Annotated in this window: 17 protein-coding genes; 13 read left to right on the top strand and 4 right to left on the bottom strand. The window is 72.5% G+C overall.

Annotated features, from left to right (window positions below; genetic code table 11):
• Positions 1-7: 7 nt before the first annotated feature.
• Genes ACYVAQ_RS21350 through ACYVAQ_RS21310 form a run of 9 tightly spaced genes read left to right on the top strand, consistent with a single transcriptional unit; the run spans position 8 to position 10,627 of the window.
• Positions 8-508 (top strand): hypothetical protein, encoded by a 501-nt coding sequence (locus ACYVAQ_RS21350; protein ID WP_460792568.1) that lies wholly within the window; start codon positions 8-10, stop codon positions 506-508.
• Positions 505-1,881: an AAA family ATPase gene (locus ACYVAQ_RS21345; RefSeq protein WP_460792567.1), complete on the top strand. Its 1,377-nt coding sequence runs from the start codon at positions 505-507 to the stop codon at positions 1,879-1,881. Before ACYVAQ_RS21350 ends, ACYVAQ_RS21345 begins: the two co-directional genes overlap by 4 nt.
• Positions 1,878-3,116, top strand: a complete 1,239-nt coding sequence (locus ACYVAQ_RS21340) for a hypothetical protein (RefSeq protein WP_460792565.1) — start codon at positions 1,878-1,880, stop codon at positions 3,114-3,116. Before ACYVAQ_RS21345 ends, ACYVAQ_RS21340 begins: the two co-directional genes overlap by 4 nt.
• Positions 3,113-4,054 (top strand): glutamate ABC transporter substrate-binding protein, encoded by a 942-nt coding sequence (locus ACYVAQ_RS21335; RefSeq protein ID WP_460792563.1) that lies wholly within the window; start codon positions 3,113-3,115, stop codon positions 4,052-4,054. Before ACYVAQ_RS21340 ends, ACYVAQ_RS21335 begins: the two co-directional genes overlap by 4 nt.
• Positions 4,051-5,160, top strand: a complete 1,110-nt coding sequence (locus tag ACYVAQ_RS21330; RefSeq protein ID WP_460792562.1) for a hypothetical protein — start codon at positions 4,051-4,053, stop codon at positions 5,158-5,160. The genes ACYVAQ_RS21335 and ACYVAQ_RS21330 overlap by 4 nt, the downstream gene beginning before the upstream one ends.
• Complete coding sequence (locus tag ACYVAQ_RS21325) at positions 5,157-7,514, top strand: serine/threonine-protein kinase (RefSeq protein WP_460792561.1); 2,358 nt, start codon at positions 5,157-5,159, stop codon at positions 7,512-7,514. The genes ACYVAQ_RS21330 and ACYVAQ_RS21325 overlap by 4 nt, the downstream gene beginning before the upstream one ends.
• Positions 7,511-8,602: a protein phosphatase 2C domain-containing protein gene (locus tag ACYVAQ_RS21320; protein ID WP_460792560.1), complete on the top strand. Its 1,092-nt coding sequence runs from the start codon at positions 7,511-7,513 to the stop codon at positions 8,600-8,602. The genes ACYVAQ_RS21325 and ACYVAQ_RS21320 overlap by 4 nt, the downstream gene beginning before the upstream one ends.
• Positions 8,595-9,884, top strand: a complete 1,290-nt coding sequence (locus ACYVAQ_RS21315) for a VWA domain-containing protein (protein WP_460792558.1) — start codon at positions 8,595-8,597, stop codon at positions 9,882-9,884. The genes ACYVAQ_RS21320 and ACYVAQ_RS21315 overlap by 8 nt, the downstream gene beginning before the upstream one ends.
• A complete protein-coding gene (locus ACYVAQ_RS21310) occupies positions 9,881-10,627 on the top strand; it encodes an FHA domain-containing protein (RefSeq protein WP_460792557.1) in 747 nt (248 codons plus the stop codon). The genes ACYVAQ_RS21315 and ACYVAQ_RS21310 overlap by 4 nt, the downstream gene beginning before the upstream one ends.
• 4 nt (positions 10,628-10,631) lie before the next feature.
• On the opposite strand, the gene ACYVAQ_RS21305 is transcribed toward ACYVAQ_RS21310, so the two are convergent.
• Positions 10,632-10,958, bottom strand: a complete 327-nt coding sequence (locus ACYVAQ_RS21305) for a DUF3040 domain-containing protein (protein WP_460792556.1) — start codon at positions 10,956-10,958, stop codon at positions 10,632-10,634.
• Positions 10,877-11,446 carry an O-methyltransferase gene (locus ACYVAQ_RS21300; RefSeq protein ID WP_460792555.1) on the bottom strand — a complete coding sequence of 190 codons (570 nt, stop codon included), beginning with the start codon at positions 11,444-11,446 and terminating at the stop codon, positions 10,877-10,879. The genes ACYVAQ_RS21305 and ACYVAQ_RS21300 overlap by 82 nt, the downstream gene beginning before the upstream one ends.
• 200 nt (positions 11,447-11,646) lie before the next feature.
• Here ACYVAQ_RS21300 and ACYVAQ_RS21295 point away from each other — a divergent pair, with 200 nt between their 5' ends.
• From ACYVAQ_RS21295 to ACYVAQ_RS21285, 3 genes are all read left to right on the top strand, one after another.
• On the top strand, positions 11,647-11,799 hold the full coding sequence (locus ACYVAQ_RS21295; protein ID WP_460792554.1) for a hypothetical protein: 153 nt from the start codon (positions 11,647-11,649) through the stop codon (positions 11,797-11,799).
• Between the two features lie 11 nt (positions 11,800-11,810).
• Positions 11,811-12,899, top strand: a complete 1,089-nt coding sequence (locus tag ACYVAQ_RS21290; protein ID WP_460792553.1) for a 3-isopropylmalate dehydrogenase — start codon at positions 11,811-11,813, stop codon at positions 12,897-12,899.
• 164 nt (positions 12,900-13,063) lie between these two features.
• The gene (locus tag ACYVAQ_RS21285; protein WP_460792552.1) at positions 13,064-14,143 is read left to right on the top strand and encodes a branched-chain amino acid aminotransferase; all 1,080 of its coding nucleotides are present in this window, start codon (positions 13,064-13,066) and stop codon (positions 14,141-14,143) included.
• A 164-nt stretch (positions 14,144-14,307) separates the two neighbouring features.
• On the opposite strand, the gene ACYVAQ_RS21280 is transcribed toward ACYVAQ_RS21285, so the two are convergent.
• On the bottom strand, positions 14,308-15,117 hold the full coding sequence (locus ACYVAQ_RS21280) for an FkbM family methyltransferase (protein WP_460792551.1): 810 nt from the start codon (positions 15,115-15,117) through the stop codon (positions 14,308-14,310).
• Between the two features lie 60 nt (positions 15,118-15,177).
• Here ACYVAQ_RS21280 and ACYVAQ_RS21275 point away from each other — a divergent pair, with 60 nt between their 5' ends.
• A complete protein-coding gene (locus ACYVAQ_RS21275; RefSeq protein ID WP_460792550.1) occupies positions 15,178-16,776 on the top strand; it encodes a serine/threonine-protein kinase in 1,599 nt (532 codons plus the stop codon).
• Here the strand turns inward: ACYVAQ_RS21275 and ACYVAQ_RS21270 are convergent.
• Positions 16,773-17,129 (bottom strand): hypothetical protein, encoded by a 357-nt coding sequence (locus ACYVAQ_RS21270; RefSeq protein WP_460792549.1) that lies wholly within the window; start codon positions 17,127-17,129, stop codon positions 16,773-16,775. The genes ACYVAQ_RS21275 and ACYVAQ_RS21270 overlap by 4 nt on opposite strands.
• Positions 17,130-17,151: the final 22 nt, after the last annotated feature.

Genomic DNA, 17,151 nt, shown 5'->3' with positions numbered 1-17,151 from the left:
GGACACCGTGGGCATCAGGTCGTGGTTCGGCCGCAAGGAGGAGGCCGAGCAGTACGTCGTACCTCCCGCACCGACCGAGAAGGACGTGCTCGCCTCGCTGAACCGCGTCAACGCGATGCTGACCGAGGGCAACGCGCCGCCGGTCGTGATCGCACGCGTGGTGGCGATCGCGCGCACGATCAGCCAGACGCTGCCGCGCATGCGCCAGCTCGGCCTCGGCAGCGCTGAGGGGTACGCCGTCGTGGCGACCGCCACCGAGTACCTCCCCGAAGCCGTCGCCGGTTACCTGCGGCTGCCGCGCGACTGGGCGGACACCCGGCCGCTGGACGGGCAGAAGACGGCGCTGATGATCCTCGTCGACCAGCTCGAGCTGCTCGCCGCGACGATGGACAAGATCTTCGACGCGGCCAACCGCGCCGACGCGCAGGCCCTGGTCACGCACGGCCGGTTCCTGCAGGAGAAGTTCGGCCACGGCAGTGGCCCCGAGCTGACGGTGGGGGCTCCGTGAGCACGACGCTGGGGGCGGCCCTGGCCGCGCTGGAGGCCGTCGCGACCCAGGCGGGTGTCGACCCGGCGACCGCGGTGGCCGAGGGGGAGTCGCTCGCCGCGACCGTCGCCGAGCCGAACAAGGGCGCGTTCGCCGACTGGGGTGAGCAGACCGGACACGGGGGCGACGACGCTGCCGAGGCCTTCTTCGACGCCGCGGTCCGGGGCCGGCGGTTCCGGGTCGCGCCGACGCCGACCATGGGCGTGCTCGAGCTGGAGCGCTCGGCCCACGCCCCGGCGTACGCCGCCGCCCTGGCCGACGTCGCGACCGCCGCCTCGTCCCTGGGCACCCAGGACCCGCGGGCCGTCGGCAACGCCGCCATGGCGTCCGCCGCGCAGCTGGGTGGGAGCAGCCTGGATCTGCGGGGTTCCGCGGGTTCGGATTTTTCGGGGGTGGGTGTCCGGGGACTCGACACCCATGGGGTCTTACGCCCCGGCGCACCCACCCCCGAAAAATCCGAACCCGCGGAAGCCACACCGGCACCGCCCGCTCCCGAACCCGAGCAGCCCACCCGGTCCGTCGAGGAGCTCCTCGCCGAGCTCGACGCCCTCACCGGCCTGGACGCGGTGAAGACGGAGATCCACAAGCAGGCGGCGGTGCTGCGCATCGAGGGCCTGCGCAAGGAGGCGGGCCTCGGCCAGCCGACCATCACCCGACACCTCGTCTTCAACGGCAACCCCGGCACCGGCAAGACGACCGTCGCCCGCCTCGTGGCCGGGATCTACCGGGCCCTCGGCCTGCTCTCCAAGGGCCAGCTCGTCGAGTGCGACCGCTCCGAGCTCGTCGCCGGCTACCTGGGCCAGACGGCCGAGAAGACCTCCCAGGTCGTGAAGTCGGCGGAGGGCGGCGTGCTGTTCATCGACGAGGCGTACTCGCTGTCCGGCGACCAGTACGGCAAGGAGGCCATCGACACGCTGGTCAAGGAGATGGAGGACAAGCGTGACGACCTGGTCGTGATCGTGGCCGGCTACCCGGTGCCGATGGCCGGCTTCATCGCCGAGAACCCGGGCCTGGAGAGCCGGTTCCGCACAATGCTCGACTTCGCCGACTACACCGACGACGAGCTGGTGACGATCTTCGCCTCGATGGCGAAGGCCGCCGACTACGACGCGGACGAGGCCGTGCTCGAACGGCTGCGGACCGTCCTCAAGGGCACCGAGCGAGGACCCGCCTTCGGCAACGCCCGGTTCGTGCGCAACGAGCTGGAGGCCGCGATCGGCCGCCAGGCCTGGCGGTTGCGCGACGTTCCGGCCCCGACGGTCGAGCAGTTGCGTAGTCTCAGCGCAGCTGACCTCGGGCCGGACACGGTGGACATCGCGAAGGAGCAGGCATGACCCAGGCACCGCCGGCACCGGCCCCTGCGCCCGCGGCCCCAGCCGCGCCCGGCTTCGTCGACACCCCGGCCCTCCTCTCCCGGCTGAACCTCGTCGCCGTGGTGACGGTGGTCCTGTTCGGTGTGCTCAGCGGCTTCCTGCAGTTCCTGGCCTGGCAGTCCGACGGCCGGGCCGCGGGCGACACCGACCAGCTGGTCCGGGTCCAGAACATCGAGTCCTCGATGCTGCGCGCGGACGCGCTCGCCACCAACGGCTACCTGCTGGCCGGGCTCGAGCCCAACGACCGTCAGCACGAGTACGACGACGCGATCGCCGCGGTGCTCAACGACATCGCCGACGCGGCCGAGGCGCAGCCCGCCGACCGTGCGGCGCTCGCCGCGCTCAACCAGCAGATCGACGACTACACCAGCAACGTCGCGCAGGCCGCCGTCTACGACCGGCTCGGCTACCCGCTCGGCATCGCCTACCAGCAGACGGCCTCGCAGCAGCTGCGTGACGACGCGAAGCCGATCGTGGAGGCGCTCGTCGCGGCCAACCAGAAGCGCTCCCAGGACGCCATGGGCGGGCAGCACCCGACCTGGCTGCTGGCGCTCGGTGTGCTCACGCTCGTGGCGCTCTTCCTGGTCAACCGGCAGCTGGCCCGGCTGTTCCGCCGGCGCTTCAACCCCGGGCTCGTGATCGCGGCCGTGATCGTCGTGCTCACCACCCTGGTCACCGCCGCGATGGCGTTCGCCGACGCGCGCAGCAACAGCCACACCGAGAGCCACTCCTACCGGCTGGCGACCGCCGCCGCCACCGCACGCACGGCCGCCAACGACGCCAAGGCGATCGAGAGCCTGCGGCTGATCAACCGCGGCTCGGGGTCGGTCTGGGAGCCGCAGTGGCGGGCCGCCGCCACCGCCGTCGAGAAGGCGGCGCCCGCCGACGACCTGGCCAGCTGGCGCACCTACGTGAAGAGGCACGCCGCCATCGTCAATCTCGACGAGACCAACCAGTGGAAGCGCGCGGTCGTCGCCGCGACCAGCGACGGCGCCACCGGCGCGAGCGCGCCCTTCGACACCTTCAACGGCCAGATGCAGTCGCTCGCCAGGTCGGCCGGGGCCCAGGCCAGCCACGACCTGCGCAGCGGCCGCGTGATCGCGCTCCTGCTCAGCATCCTCAGCGCGCTGCTCGGACTGGTCGCCGCCGTGGCGGTGTCGCGCGGCATCGGCGAGCGGCAGAAGGAGTTCCTGTGAGGCGCATCGTCCCCGTCGCGCTGGCGGCCGGCCTGCTCCTGTCCGGGTGCGGGTACGCCGACACCGCCGTACCGCTGCCGAGCGCGGCCGGGAGCTCCGCGGCCGCGGCGTCCAGCTGCACCGGAGCCGAGAGCCAGCCCAGCTCGTACCTGCGCTCCTACGCGCCGAGCGGGGACCTCACCGGGAAGACGATCGAGGCGATCAGGCAGCGCAAGGTGCTCCGGGTCGGAGTCGCGTGGGACACGCTCCGGATGGGCGCGCGCAACGTCAACACCAACGGTGTGGAGGGCTTCGACATCGACCTGGCGCGCGCGATCGCGAGCGCGCTCGGCGGCGAAGTGCGGGCCGAGTTCCGGGTCATCACAGCCGGCAACCGCATCAAGTACCTCCAGAACGGCACGGTCGACATGGTGATCCGCGCCTTCACCATCACCTGCGACCGCTGGAAGGACATCGCGTTCTCAAGCGAGTACTTCGACGCCGGCCAGAAGGTCCTGGTCCGCAAGGACGCCGCGGCGTCGTACGCCGGACCGCAGAGCCTCGCCGGCAAGAAGGTGTGCGCGGTGACCGGCACGACCAGCCTGGCCAACATCGAGCAGGTCGAGAAGAAGGCCATCCCAGTCACGGCCGACACGAACACCGGCTGCCTGATGGCGTTCCAGCAGGGCGACGCCGACGCCATCACCAGCGACGACACCGTCCTCGCGGGCCTCGTCGCGCAGGACAAGTACGCCGTGGTCCCGCCGCAGCGTCCGCTCGAGGACGAGCCGTACGGCGTGGGCATGAACAAGAACGCCAAGGACCTCGTCGCCTTCGTCAACCACGTGATCGCCCAGTACGAGCAGGACGGTCGCTGGCAGGCGTCGTACGACAAGTGGCTCAAGCCCTACCTGAAGGTGGCCGCGAGCCCGCCGACCCCGCTCTACGGACGCTCATGAGCCCCGCACCCGCTGCTCCCGGCAAGCTCGGGGAGGCGCTCGAGCCGGCCGACATCCAGGCCTACCTGGCCGAGCTCGACGAGTGGATCCGCGGCCGGCGTACCGAGCTCGACGACCTGGACCAGGCCGCCCTGGCGACCGGTCGCGGAGGCGAGGTCGCCGGTGACATGGCGCTCGCGCTCGCGCTGTGGAAGGCGATCGCCGACCGCTACCAGCTGATCTTCGCCACCTGGGACGGCGGGCGCGTGCTGGAGAAGGAGCGCGAGCGGATCTCCGCGCTGGTGTGGGGCCGGCTCGACGGCGCCACCGGGCTTCCCGGCGGGCTCGCCGTCTCGCTGCCGGAGGCCGGACGGCTCTGCGACGCGCTCGTCGCCCAGCTGCGCACGACCCTCACGCTGGTGCCCGGCGCGGACGCGTCGGCCGCCCGGATCAAGGAGCTGCGCGCACAGCTGGAGCGGATCCGCGACCAGCTCGCGCTGGAGCCGGCCAACAGCAGAGAGGCGGGCGCCCGCCGGCTGGCCGGGCTGATCCAGCGGCTCGACGACATCACCGCGCGGGCCGAGCGCGGCGCCGACGTCGCCGGCCGGCTCGGGCCGCTGGAGAACGAGGCGACGGTCTACGAGCGCGACCTGATCGTCGGCAACGCGCGGCGCCGCGACGCCCGCGACGAGGTGCTGTCCGCGCGCGAGCTGCGCGCCGACCTCGAGCAGCGTGCGGTCGCGTTGCGCAAGCTCGCCGACACCTGCGTGGCGACCGTGGATCCCGCGCCCCGCCTGGCCGTTCCCGATGTCGACGCCCTCGGGCCGGTCCCCGTGACGGCCGACGAGATCGGCGCCTACCGGCACCGGCTGGACCGGGTCTCGCAGGCGCTCGAGCTCGCCCAGCAGCGGTACGCCGACGCCCTCGACGACCACCAGGAGCTCGCCGACCTGCTCGATGCGTACGTCGCCAAGGCAAGGGCGCTCGGGGTCGCCGACAAACCCGACCTCGTGGCCAGCGAGCAGCAGGCGCGGGCGCTGCTCGACCGCCGCCCCACGCCGATCGCGATCGCGCAACAGCTCGTGACGACGTACCAGACCTGGCTGATGAAGGAGAGCGCCCGATGAGCAGCTGCACACAGCCCGGTTGCACCGGCAGCATCGTCGACGGCTACTGCGACGTGTGCGGCTCGCCGGGCGACGGCGGCACCGCCACGGCCGTCCCCACCGCCACCGCGACGGACGGGTGCACCCAGCCGGGCTGCACCGGCCGGATCGTCGACGGCTACTGCGACGTGTGCGGCAGCCCGTCGGCAGCGCCGCAGGCGACCGTGAAAGCCAACCGGAGCGCCAGCGTGGCGACCGCGGCGCCGATCAGCAGCGGGATGAGCGCGCCCATCACCACGGGCTCGTCGTCCTCGCGCGTCGCGTCGGCGGCGATCGGCTCCAAGCGCGCCGGCCTGTCCGGCTCGCACGCCACCCGGCGTACCCGCACCGGCTCGCAACGCCTGCGCGCCGCGCGCCTCGGCGCGGGCCTCACCTCGGTGCCGCCGGCTCCCACCATCGACCCGGCCGCCGCGATCATGGCGAACCCGCAGGTGCCGGAGGAGAAGCGATCCTGCGCGAAGTGCGGGGCGGCCGTGGGTCGCGGTCACGACGGCCAACCCGGCCGCGCGGAGGGCTTCTGCCCGCAGTGCGGCACGGCCTTCTCGTTCACCCCGAAGCTCAAGGCCGGTGACCTGGTCGCCGGTCAGTACGAGGTCGCCGGCGCCCTGGCACACGGCGGGCTCGGCTGGATCTACCTGGCCCGCGACCGCAACGTCTCCAACCGCTGGGTGGTGCTCAAGGGCCTGCTCAACTCCGGCGACCCGGACGCCCTCGCGGCCGCGATCGCCGAGCAGCAGTTCCTCGCCCAGGTCGAGCACCCCTCCATCGTCGAGATCTACAACTTCGTCACCCACGAGGGTGCCGGCTACATCGTCATGGAGTACGTCGGCGGCAAGTCGGTCAAGGAGATCCTCAAGGACCGGATGGCCGCGAACGGGGGGCAGTACGACCCGCTGCCGGTCGACCAGGCGCTCGCCTACATCCTCGAGCTGCTCCCGGCGTTCCAGTACCTGCACGACCTCGGCCTGGTCTACTGCGACTTCAAGCCCGACAACATGATCCAGGTCGGCGACGCCATGAAGCTGATCGACCTCGGCGGCGTACGCCGGATCGACGACCAGGAGTCGGCGATCTACGGGACGGTCGGCTACCAGGCGCCCGAGGTGGCCGAGGTCGGCCCGTCGGTGGCCTCGGACATCTACACGATCGGGCGCACCCTGCTCGTGCTGTGCCTGGAGTTCCGCGGCTACCAGGGCACCTACCTCTACTCGCTGCCGCCGGTCGACCAGACCCCGCTGTTCCAGAGCAACGACTCGCTCTACTGGCTGATGACCAAGTGCTGCGCGGCCGACCCGGCCGACCGGTTCGCGTCGGTCGACGAGCTCCGCACCCAGATGCTGGGCGTGCTGCGGGAGACGGTGGCCCGCAGCCACGCCGGCACGGCGCTCACCTCGGCGGCCTCGGTGCTCTTCGAGACGCCCGCGACGTCCGGGCCGATCGAGTCCTGGGACCAGCTGCCCGCGCTGCGCGAGGACACGACGGACGCCCAGCACACCTGGCTCGTCACGATCGGCACCGACGACCCCAAGGAGCGGCTCGAGGCGCTGCAGCAGGCGCCCGAGGACACCGCCGAGGTGTGGCTGAGCCGGGCGCGGGCCGCGCTGCAGCTGAACGACTCCGTGCTCGCCCAGCGATACGCCGCCTCGCTGCTCTCCGACGACCCGTGGGAGTGGCGCGCGCTGTGGATCGAGGGGCTCGCCGCTGTCGCCAACGCCGACTGGGAGGGCGCGAAGGCGTCCTTCAACGCCGTCTACCAGCAGGTGCCCGGCGAGCTCGCCCCGAAGCTCGCGCTGGCCTATGCCTGCGAGCGTGGCGGCCTGCCGGACGTGGCCGAGGGCCTCTACCGGGCGTGCCTGGCGACCGATGCGGCGTACGTCCCCTCCTCGGCGTTCGGCCTGGCTCGCGTCAAGGCGGCCGCCGGCGACACCGACGGCGCCTGCCAGGCGCTGGACCTGGTGCCGACCACGAGCCGCGGCTTCACCCAGAGCCGACGGCTGCGCGCGGACGTGCTGCTCGCCGACAAGCGGCAGGACCTGGGGCTGCTCGACCAGGCGATGCGCACCATCGAGGCGGCCCAGCTCGACCCCACCGACAAGAACGGCTATCGGGTGCGGATCCTCTCCGAGGCGCTGCCCATGGTGTCGGCGACAACGGTCCAGGGCGCGCACATCGGATCGGTGGAGGCGTCCGAGCGTGCGGTGCGGGCGGCGCTCGAGGCCGCGCTGCGCGGCCTCGCGCGCGACCACCACGACCGGCGCGAGCGGATCGACCTGGTCAACCGCGCCAACGCCGTCCGGACCTGGAGCCTGGTGTGACCTGCCCGGCGTGCGGGGCCGCGGTCCCCGCAGGCGTGCGGTTCTGCGAGAGCTGCGGTGCGGATCTCGGTACGCCGGCGGCGGTCGCCGTCGCCGCCGGACCCGTCGACGGGGGACCCCTGGAGGGCGCGCCGATCAGCGCGCCGACCCGGCGCCCGGCCGACGCGCTGCCCGACCCGGTGGAGCCCGGCGGCCGGCGACCGTGCGCGAGCTGCGGGGGAGAGGTCGGGCCCGACTACTACTGCACCGTGTGCGGCACGAAGGCGCCCAGCGAGCGCGACCACTTCGAGGAGACGCCCGCGGCCTGGGTGGCCGGGATCTGCGACCGCGGGATCGTGCACGAGCGCAACGAGGACGCCATGGCGCTGCTCGCGGCGGCCGATCCGGGGTCGCGCGCTGTCCTCATCGTGCTCGACGGCGTGTCCAGCTCGGTCGACTCCGACGTCGCCTCGCTCGCCGGTGCGCGTGCCGCGCGCGAGGTGCTGCGCCGGCCCCTGCCCACTGGCATGGGCACGGCGCAGAGCCGTGAGGCGGCGATCGCGAAGACGTTCGCGGACGCCGTGACCGCGGCCAACACCGCGATCGTCGCGACCACAGACCCCGACTCGCCCAACCCCGCGTCGGCCACCTTCGTGTGCGCGATCGTCGAGGGCAGCAGCGTGCACGTCGCCAACGTGGGCGACTCCCGCGCCTACTGGCTGCCCGACACGGGCGAGGGCGTGCAGCTGTCCGTCGACGACTCGATGGCGCAGCTGCAGATGGCCGCCGGCGTACCGAGGGAGCAGGCGGAGACCTCGCCGCAGGCGCACGCGATCACGAAGTGGCTTGGCCGCGACAGCTCCGACATCTCCCCGCGCGTCGCGCGCCTCGACGTCACCGACCCGGGATGGCTCGTCGTGTGCTCGGACGGCCTGTGGAACTACGCCTCCTCGCCCGCCGAGCTCGCCGCCCAGGTGGCCGCGGCCGCGACCCGGGAACCACTGGCCCTGGCTTCTTCGTTGGTCGGGTTCGCGACGACCTGCGGCGGGCACGACAACATCACGGTCGCGGTCGCGCGGCTCGAGCAGGAAGGAAAGCACGATGGCTGAGTTCAGCGCCGCGGTCTACCAGAACGAGTACCTCCCCGACGGCGGCACCGACGTCAACGCGATCGTCACGATCACGTGCGCGGGCGCTGGCACCGCGGGGCAGGGGAGTGCGGGCGACGCGGGCGAGATCATCATCGTCGACACCTCGGGCTCGATGGGCCCCGACACCATGCGCGCCGCCATCGACGGCGCGAAGGCGGCCCTCGACGAGATCGTCGACGGCACCTGGTTCGCGGTGATCGCCGGCGCCGACCACGCGATGCTCGCCTACCCGCAGGTCTCCAGCGGCCCGGGCATGGTCCGGATGGACGAGCGCACCCGCTCCGAGGCGAAGAGCGCCACGGAGCGGTTCGTGGGCAGCGGCGGCACGGCCATCAGCACCTGGCTCGACCTCGCCGGCCAGCTGTTCTCCTCGATCCCGTCGGTCACCCAGCGGCACGTCCTGCTGCTGACCGACGGCGAGAACCGGGAGCGCCCCGGCAAGCTCGACGAGGCGATCCGTCGTGCCACCGGCTACTTCCAGGCCGACTGCCGCGGGGTCGGCACCGACTGGCAGGTGGCGGAGGTACGCCGCATCTCGGAGGCCCTGCTCGGGACGGTCGACATCATCCCCGGCCCGGCCGAGATGCGCGCCCAGTTCCAGGAGATCATGCGCGCCTCGATGGCGCGCGGTGTCGCCGACGCCAAGCTGCGGGTCTGGGCGCCGCAGGGCTCGCAGGTCCTGTTCGTGCGGCAGGTGTCGCCGACGGTCGAGGACCTCACCGACCGCCGGGTCGAGGTCAACCCGCTCACCGGCGACTTCCCGACCGGCGGCTGGGCCGACGAGTCGCGCGACTACCACGTGGCGGTCCGGGTGGCGGCCAAGGCGATCGGCCAGGAGCAGCTCGCCGCGCGGGTCCAGCTCGTCGTCGGCGACGACGTCGTGACCCAGGGCCTGGTCAAGGCGCGCTGGTCGGGCGACGAGTCGCTGACCACGAAGATCGACCAGCAGGTCGCCCACTACACCGGTCAGACCGAGCTCGCGCAGGCGATCCAGGAGGGTCTCGCGGCCAAAGCGGCCGGCGATGACGCGACCGCGACCACCAAGCTGGGCCGGGCCGTCCAGCTGGCCGCGCAGACCGGCAACGACGAGGCCACCGCGAAGCTGCGCAAGGTCGTGGACGTGGAGAACGAGGCCGAGGGTACGGTCAAGCTGAAGCGCTCCGTCGAGAAGGCAGACGAGATGGCCCTGGACACCGCATCCACCAAGACGACCCGGATCCGCCGGGACACCACCTCATGACGTCGACCTGCCCTGCCGGGCACCAGTCGTCGGCCGACGACTACTGCGACGTCTGCGGGCTGCCCATCGGCGAGCAGCCGGCGCCCTCGGTGGTCGTCGAGGAGGTCGCGCAGCAGCCGGCACCGGACCAGGCGGATGCACCCGCAGCCGAGGCCCCGGCGACCTGCCCGAACTGCCAGACGGTCAACCCCGCCAACGCACTGTTCTGCGAGGCGTGCGGCTACGACTTCACCACCGGCAGCCTGCCCCGCCCGCTCGACCCGCCTCCGGTCCCGGACACGGGCGCCGAGCCGCCACCGATCGGTGCCGCTCCCACGACGCCCGCCGCGCCCGCGATCGAGCCCGGTTGGGTCGCGGAGATCTGGATCGACCCCGACTGGTACGCCGTCCAGGAGTCCGACGACCCGCTGCCCTCGGCGGGGCTGCCCTCCGTCGTACCGCTGCGGGCGCGGTCGCTGCTCGTCGGCCGGGCCTCGCAGAGCCGGGGGATCCACCCCGACCTCGACCTGTCCTCGGACTCCGGCATCAGCCGCCGGCACTGCCAGCTCACCACCGACGGCACCCGGTGGTGGGTCGAGGACCTCGGCTCCTCCAACGGCACGTACGTCGCCGACGCCGTCGGCCCGCTGCCCCAGACCCCGCTGGTGCCGGGTCAGAAGCGCGAGCTCGACGGCGACGACCGTGTCTACCTCGGTGCCTGGACCCGCCTGGTCATCCGCCGGGCGGCTCCGGGCGAGGCCTGACCCGTCACCAGTAGTGGGTCCGTGGGCCGATCGCGTGGCCCGCGGCCCCGGCGATCCACAGCACCGCGCCGACGACGATCGCGATGATGCCCAACGTCCAGAGGATCGCCACGTGCAGCAGCGCTCCGAGGACCAGCAGAACAACTCCCAGGATGATCATGGGAATCCACCTCCTGTCACGGGTGGTCGCCCTACGACCACCGCGTGACGCGGTACCCCTGGCGCGTCGGACGAAACGCGGCCCGTGGGTCAGCGACGGGTCGCGAGGACGACGCTGGCGTCGGGCGCGACCATCACCTCGACGGCGGTGAACCGCTCGTCGGTGAGCCACTCCTCGCGCAGCGTGTCGACCCGGCCGGCGGTGATCGGCGGCCACATCTCGCACGGGTAGAAGTCGTCGAGCACGACCACGCCTCCCGGCTCGACCAGGTCGGCGATCCGGTCGACCCGCACCGACTCCGGGTCGCCGGAGTCCATGAACAGCAGCGAGTAGGGGCCCTTGTCCATCAGCGTCGACCAGTCGGCGGTCAGCACGTCGACGAGCGCGTCGTCGACGAAGATCTCCGAGGCGGCCGCGGCGAGCTTAGGGTCGAGCTCCGCGGTGAGGATCGTGGCCGTCGTACCGCGGACGCCGGAGCGCAGCCAGGCCGTGCCGACGCCGCAGCCGGTGCCGAACTCGGCCATCACCCCGGCACGGGTCGCGGCGAGCGCGGCGAGCAGCCGACCGGTCTCGGTACGGCAGAACGAGACGTAGCCGGCGCGCCGACACACGTCGAACGCACGCAGCACGACCTCAGGGAGTTCCGGTGGCGCGCTCATGATGGAAACAGTCTTACCCAGCGCCCAAGATGCGGTACGGTGATCCCACCATGCGGAGCGCACCTTCCTTTCTCAAGGTAATTCAGCGCCGCGGCGGGGCCTGAGAGAGGCCACCTCGCCGCGGTGCTCGCGGCGTTTCCCCGATTCCCGCAGTCGGCTTCTCACCACCCGTAGAAGCACGCACGTCAGGAATCTCCGCCATGTTCTCGATCACCCACGATCGCACCCGCCCCGCCCACGTCTACTGGGGTCCGGCCCAGCACGACCAGGACCACCCGCTGCACCCCGCCGCCGCCACGTTCGACCCGTTTGACCAGCGAGACGACGCGGCCGAGCGCCCCGACGACAACTAGATTTCCGACCCATGAGCACGCACGCGTTCCCCCCTGCCCAGGGCTCCGTCGCCCTCGCCGTCGTCCCCGGTGACGGGATCGGCCCCGAGGTCACCGCCGAGGCGCTGAAGGTCCTCGAGGCCGCGGCTCCGGAGGGCGTGAAGTTCGAGCAGACCCACTACGCGCTGGGTGCCGAGAACTACCTGGCCACCGGCGAGGTGCTGCCCACCTCGGTCCTCGAGGAGATCCGCGGTGCCGACGCGATCATGCTCGGCGCCGTCGGCGGCAAGCCGAACGACCCGAACCTGCCGCCGGGCATCCTCGAGCGCGGCCTGCTGCTCAAGCTCCGCTTCGAGCTCGACCACTACGTCAACCTGCGCCCGTCGCGCCTCTACCCGGGCTCGGTCTCGCCGCTCTCTGACGCGGTGCTGGGCAAGGGCGACATCGACTTCGTCGTCGTCCGCGAGGGCACCGAGGGCCTGTACGTCGGCAACGGCGGCTCCATGCGCACCGGCACCCGGGCCGAGGTGGCGACGGAGGTCAGCATCAACACGGCGTACGGCGTCGAGCGGGTCGTCCGCGACGCCTTCAACCGCGCCCAGAAGCGCCGCAAGAAGCTCACCCTGGTCCACAAGACCAACGTGCTCGTCAACGCCGGCACGCTGTGGTGGCGGATCACCCAGGACGTCGCCCAGGAGTACCCCGAGGTCGCCGTCGACTACCTGCACATCGACGCGGTCATGATCTTCATGGCGACCGACCCGCAGCGCTTCGACGTCATCGTCACCGACAACATCTTCGGCGACATCATCACCGACCTGGCCGCCGCGATCACCGGCGGCATCGGCCTCGCGGCCTCCGGCAACGTGAACCCGGACCGCACCGCGCCGTCGATGTTCGAGCCGGTCCACGGCTCGGCGCCCGACATCGCCGGCCAGCTGATCGCCGACCCGATCGCCGCGATCCTGTCCGGCGCCCTGCTGCTCGACCACCTCGGCCACCCCGAGGCGGCGGCCCGTGTCGAGACGGCCGTGCTGGCCGAGCTCGAGGCCCGCACCCTCGGCCAGGCGATCCACACGCCGGCCGTCGGCGACTCCGTCGCCGCCCGAGTAGCCGGCTGAGCGGGTGCAGGAATCACCGGTCGACCGGTGATTCCTGCGCTGGGCGGGTGTTGCAACGCCCGCCCAGCGCCAGCAACCCTCCGCCTGCGTGACAGGTGGGGCAGCGGTTGCGTCTGCCCGCTCCGACGCCAAACTCCCACCTGTGCACCGAGAGGACTAGATTCATGAGCATGCAGATCACCACCACGCTTTCTGCGAACCCGACCGACGACGCGCGGCTGGCAGAGATCCTGTCCAACCCCGGGTTCGGCACGCACTTCACCGACCACATGTTCACCGTCGAGTGGACCCCGGCCAAGGGTTGGTACGACGCCCGCATCACGCCGTACGGCCCGATCACCCTCGACCCCGCGGCGGCCGTCCTGCACTACGCGCAGGAGATCTTCGAGGGCATGAAGGCCTACCGGCACGAGGACGGCTCGATCTGGGCCTTCCGCCCGGAGGCCAACGCCCAGCGGATGGTCCGCTCGAGCCACCGGCTCGCGCTCCCGGTCCTCGAGGTCGAGGACTTCGTGCAGGCCGTCTCCGAGCTGGTGAAGGTCGACGCCCGCTGGGTGCCCGACCAGGCCGACGAGAAGAGCCTCTACCTGCGGCCCTTCATGTTCGCGAGCGAGAAGTTCCTCGGCGTGCGGCCGGCCGAGCACGTCACCTTCATGGTGATCGCCTCGCCCGCCGGCGCGTACTTCAAGGGCGGCATCAAGCCGGTCACGCTGTGGCTCTCCGAGGAGTACACCCGCGCCGGCCGCGGCGGCATGGGCGCGGCCAAGACCGGCGGCAACTACGCCAGCTCCCTCGTCGCGCAGCAGGAGGCCTACGGCCAGGGTTGCGACCAGGTGGTCTTCCTCGACGCCCAGGAGGGCAAGTACGTCGAGGAGCTCGGCGGCATGAACATGTACTTCGTGTACGACGACGGCTCCGTCGTCACGCCCGAGACCGGCACCATCCTCGAGGGAATCACCCGCGCCTCGATCATCGAGCTGCTCGGCAAGATGGGCCACACCGTCACCGAGCGGAAGTTCGGCATCGACGAGTGGCAGGCCGATGTCGCCAGCGGCCGGATCACCGAGATCTTCGCCTGTGGCACCGCGGCGGTCGTGACGCCCGTCGGCGCGCTGAAGACCGCGCACGGCGACACCCCTGCGCCGGCGAGCCAGGAGCTGACGATGAAGATCCGTCAGGCCCTGGTCGACGTCCAGTTCGGTCGCGCCGACGACACCTTCGGCTGGATGAAGCAGATCGTCTGATCATCGCGCGAGCGCGTCGCCGCTGATCGCTCTCCCGCCGGGTTCACCCCGTCGCTCCGCTCCGGTGCGAACCGGCCTCGGTCGCTGCGGCGCCGCGCTGCCGCGCACGCAGTCGGGTCGTGCGACGACTGCCTCTGCCTGGCGGCAAGCCTCAGCTGTTGATCTCAGCTCTCGACCGGGCGGAAGAGCGAGTGCACCTTGCGCGCCGTCGCCCGGTCGGAGGCGATCTCCGGCGCGGCGTACACGACGTTGTGCTGGAAGGCCCGGTCCGGCGACTGGATGTCGCGCAGGACCGGGACCAGGCCGATCTCGGCGAAGAAGCGCGCGACGTCGACGTCGATCCACTGACCGTCCCAGACGGTCTCGCTCTCGACCTCGATGTAGACGAGCGAGGTGCGGGCGAGGAGCTCGCGGCCGGACTCGAGCACCGGGCCGTTGGCGCCCTCGACGTCGATCCAGGCGACCACGCGGTCGTCCGGCCCGACCTGCACGAGGTCGTCCAGCCGGGCGGCGGGGACGGTGACGTGCTCGGAGCGCTCCAGGGTGCGGTGGGTGCCGAGGCTGGCGCTGGTGCCGTCGAGCGGGCGGTCCTGGTCCTGCACCCGCAGCGGGATGGTCAGGTCGATCGGGCCGGCGCTGTCGGCCACGGCCGTGTGCACGTAGTCGACGCCGGCGGCGGCCAGCTCCTCGGCGTACTTGGCGTGCACGTGGGGGTTCGCCTCGAAGGCGACGACGCGCGCGCCCGGCGCCTGCTCCTTGATCGTGCGGCTGAAGGTGCCCTCGTGCGCGCCCGCTTCGAACGCGACCGTCGGCTCGAGCTCGGCGCACATGCGCAGGAAGATCGACTGCATCCGGCGCCGCAGCGCATGGGGCGGTACGCCGTCGCGGTGGCTGCGCACCAGGGTGCTGTTCGAGAAGAACCGGTAGGCGGCGTCGACGCTCATCGACGGGGCCGGCGCGGGCGTGGGCGTCATGGCGGCCACCCTACGGCGCCGGTCCGTCGATCCCGGGCGGTCCCCGGGTAGCCTCGGCGCGTGACGACCCAGCCCGGCAGCACCACGCCCGAACGCGTGGGCGACTACACGCTGCTCACCCGGCTCGGAGAGGGCGGGATGGGCATCGTCCACCTCGCGCGCGGACGCGACGGCCACCGGGTCGCGCTCAAGGTGCTGCGACCGCAGGTCGTGGGGGATCGCGAGGCGCGCAGCCGACTGGCGCGCGAGGTCGCCTCGCTCGAGCGGGTCCGCAGCCCGTGGATCGCCGAGGTCCTCGACGCCGACCCGTGGGCCGAGGTGCCGTACGTCGTCACCCGCTACGTGCCCGGCCTGTCGCTCTACGACCAGGTCGCCGAGGAGGGTCCGGTCGCGGGCCGCGACCTGGACTGGCTCGCGGGGTGCCTGGCCGAGGGGATCGCCGCGGTCCACCGGGCCGGCGTGCTGCACCGCGACATCAAGCCGTCCAACGTGCTGATGGAGGGTCGCACCCCGATCCTCATCGACTTCGGGCTGGCCCGCGTCGCGGAGGACCCGCGGCTCACCCAGACCGGCTACCTGCTCGGGACACCGGGCTACCTCGCGCCGGAGATCCTGTACGGCGACGACGCCACGCCGGCCGCCGACGTGCATGCCTGGGCGGCGACCGTGGCGTTCGCGGCCACCGTGAGAGCGCCGTACGGCAAGGGCCCGTCGATGGCGATCCTCGATCGCGCCCGGCGCGGCCAGCACGACCTCAGCGGCGTGCTGGAGCCGCTCCGGTCCGTGCTCGACGCGGCACTGGCCCCGGACCCGCTCGACCGTCCGCTGCTCGATGAGCTGCTCGCCTGGCTGCGACCGCTCAGCACCGATCCGGATGCTCCGCGTGTGGCGCCGCCCGGACGCGGGGTGCTGGGGCCGGAGACGCGGCCGCTGGTGAACCCCGGGACACCGGTCGCGGCGCCCGTCGCCCCGGTCGTGCCGATCACGAGGACCACCGAGCCGGCCGCCCCGACGGCGCCGGTGGCTGCTCCGGTGACCGCCGCGGTGACCCGGATGGAGCAGGAGTGGGACCAGCAGCACGGGCTGCTCGAGCCCGGACCCGAGCCGGTACCCCTCGCCGAGAAGGTACGCCGGGCCGTGCTGGTCGGCTGCGGTGCGCTGGCGATCGGCGGCGCCGTCGTGGCCGCGCCGTGGCTCGCGCTCGTCGGCCTCGCGGTCCTGGTGTGGGTCCTGCGCTCGGGGTCGCTGGCGGCGTCGGCGGTCGCGGACCGGCGTACCGTCCGCGGCCGGAAGTGGTACGACGGACCCCGGCTCGTCCTGACGAGCCCCTGGCACGTGGGGCGGGCCGTGCCCGGCGCCATCGGGCTGCTGCTGTGGGCCGTGCTCGTCGGTCTCGCCGTCGGGCTGATCGGCTTCGCGCTCGGCGACCTGCCGACCTCGCTGTTCGTCGGCGGTGCCGGCGCGGCGATCGGGCTGTGGAGCGGTCCCGGCGGCGACCGGTTCCGCGGGCCGCTGTCGCGCCTCGTCGAGCCTGCCGCACGACGTGCGGTGTCGTGGCTGATCGCCTGCACCGCGCTGGCCGGCACCGCGGCCGTGCTGGTGCTGATCGCCCAGTCGTCCGGCACCAGCTGGGCGCCCGGCTCGGGGGCGCCCTTCTAGGCAGGGTCGGGTTCGGCCTGCTTCGCGCGGACCCCCACCACGGCGGTTGCGACCACCATGACGCCCGCGACGACCGCGAGCTGACGCGGTCCGAGGTCGTGGTGCCGCCACGACAGGACGCCGCCGACCGACAGCGCCGAGCCGAACGAGCGCAGCGACCCGAACGATCCGAGCGAGCCCTGGGACGCCGCCGAGCCGACCGAGCCGATCGACGCGAAGGAGCCGATCGAGCCGACGGACGCGGCCGACCCGATCGACAGCACCGAGTGCGAGGAGCCGATCGAGAGCACCGACTCGAACGAGCCGATGCTGAGCAGCGAGTTCGTCGAGTCGATCGACCAGCGCGAGGCCATGTCGGGATCGTGACACGGGACG

It is taken from the genome of Nocardioides maradonensis, from assembly GCF_054777115.1.
This window is presented reverse-complemented; position numbering and strand designations above follow the sequence as displayed.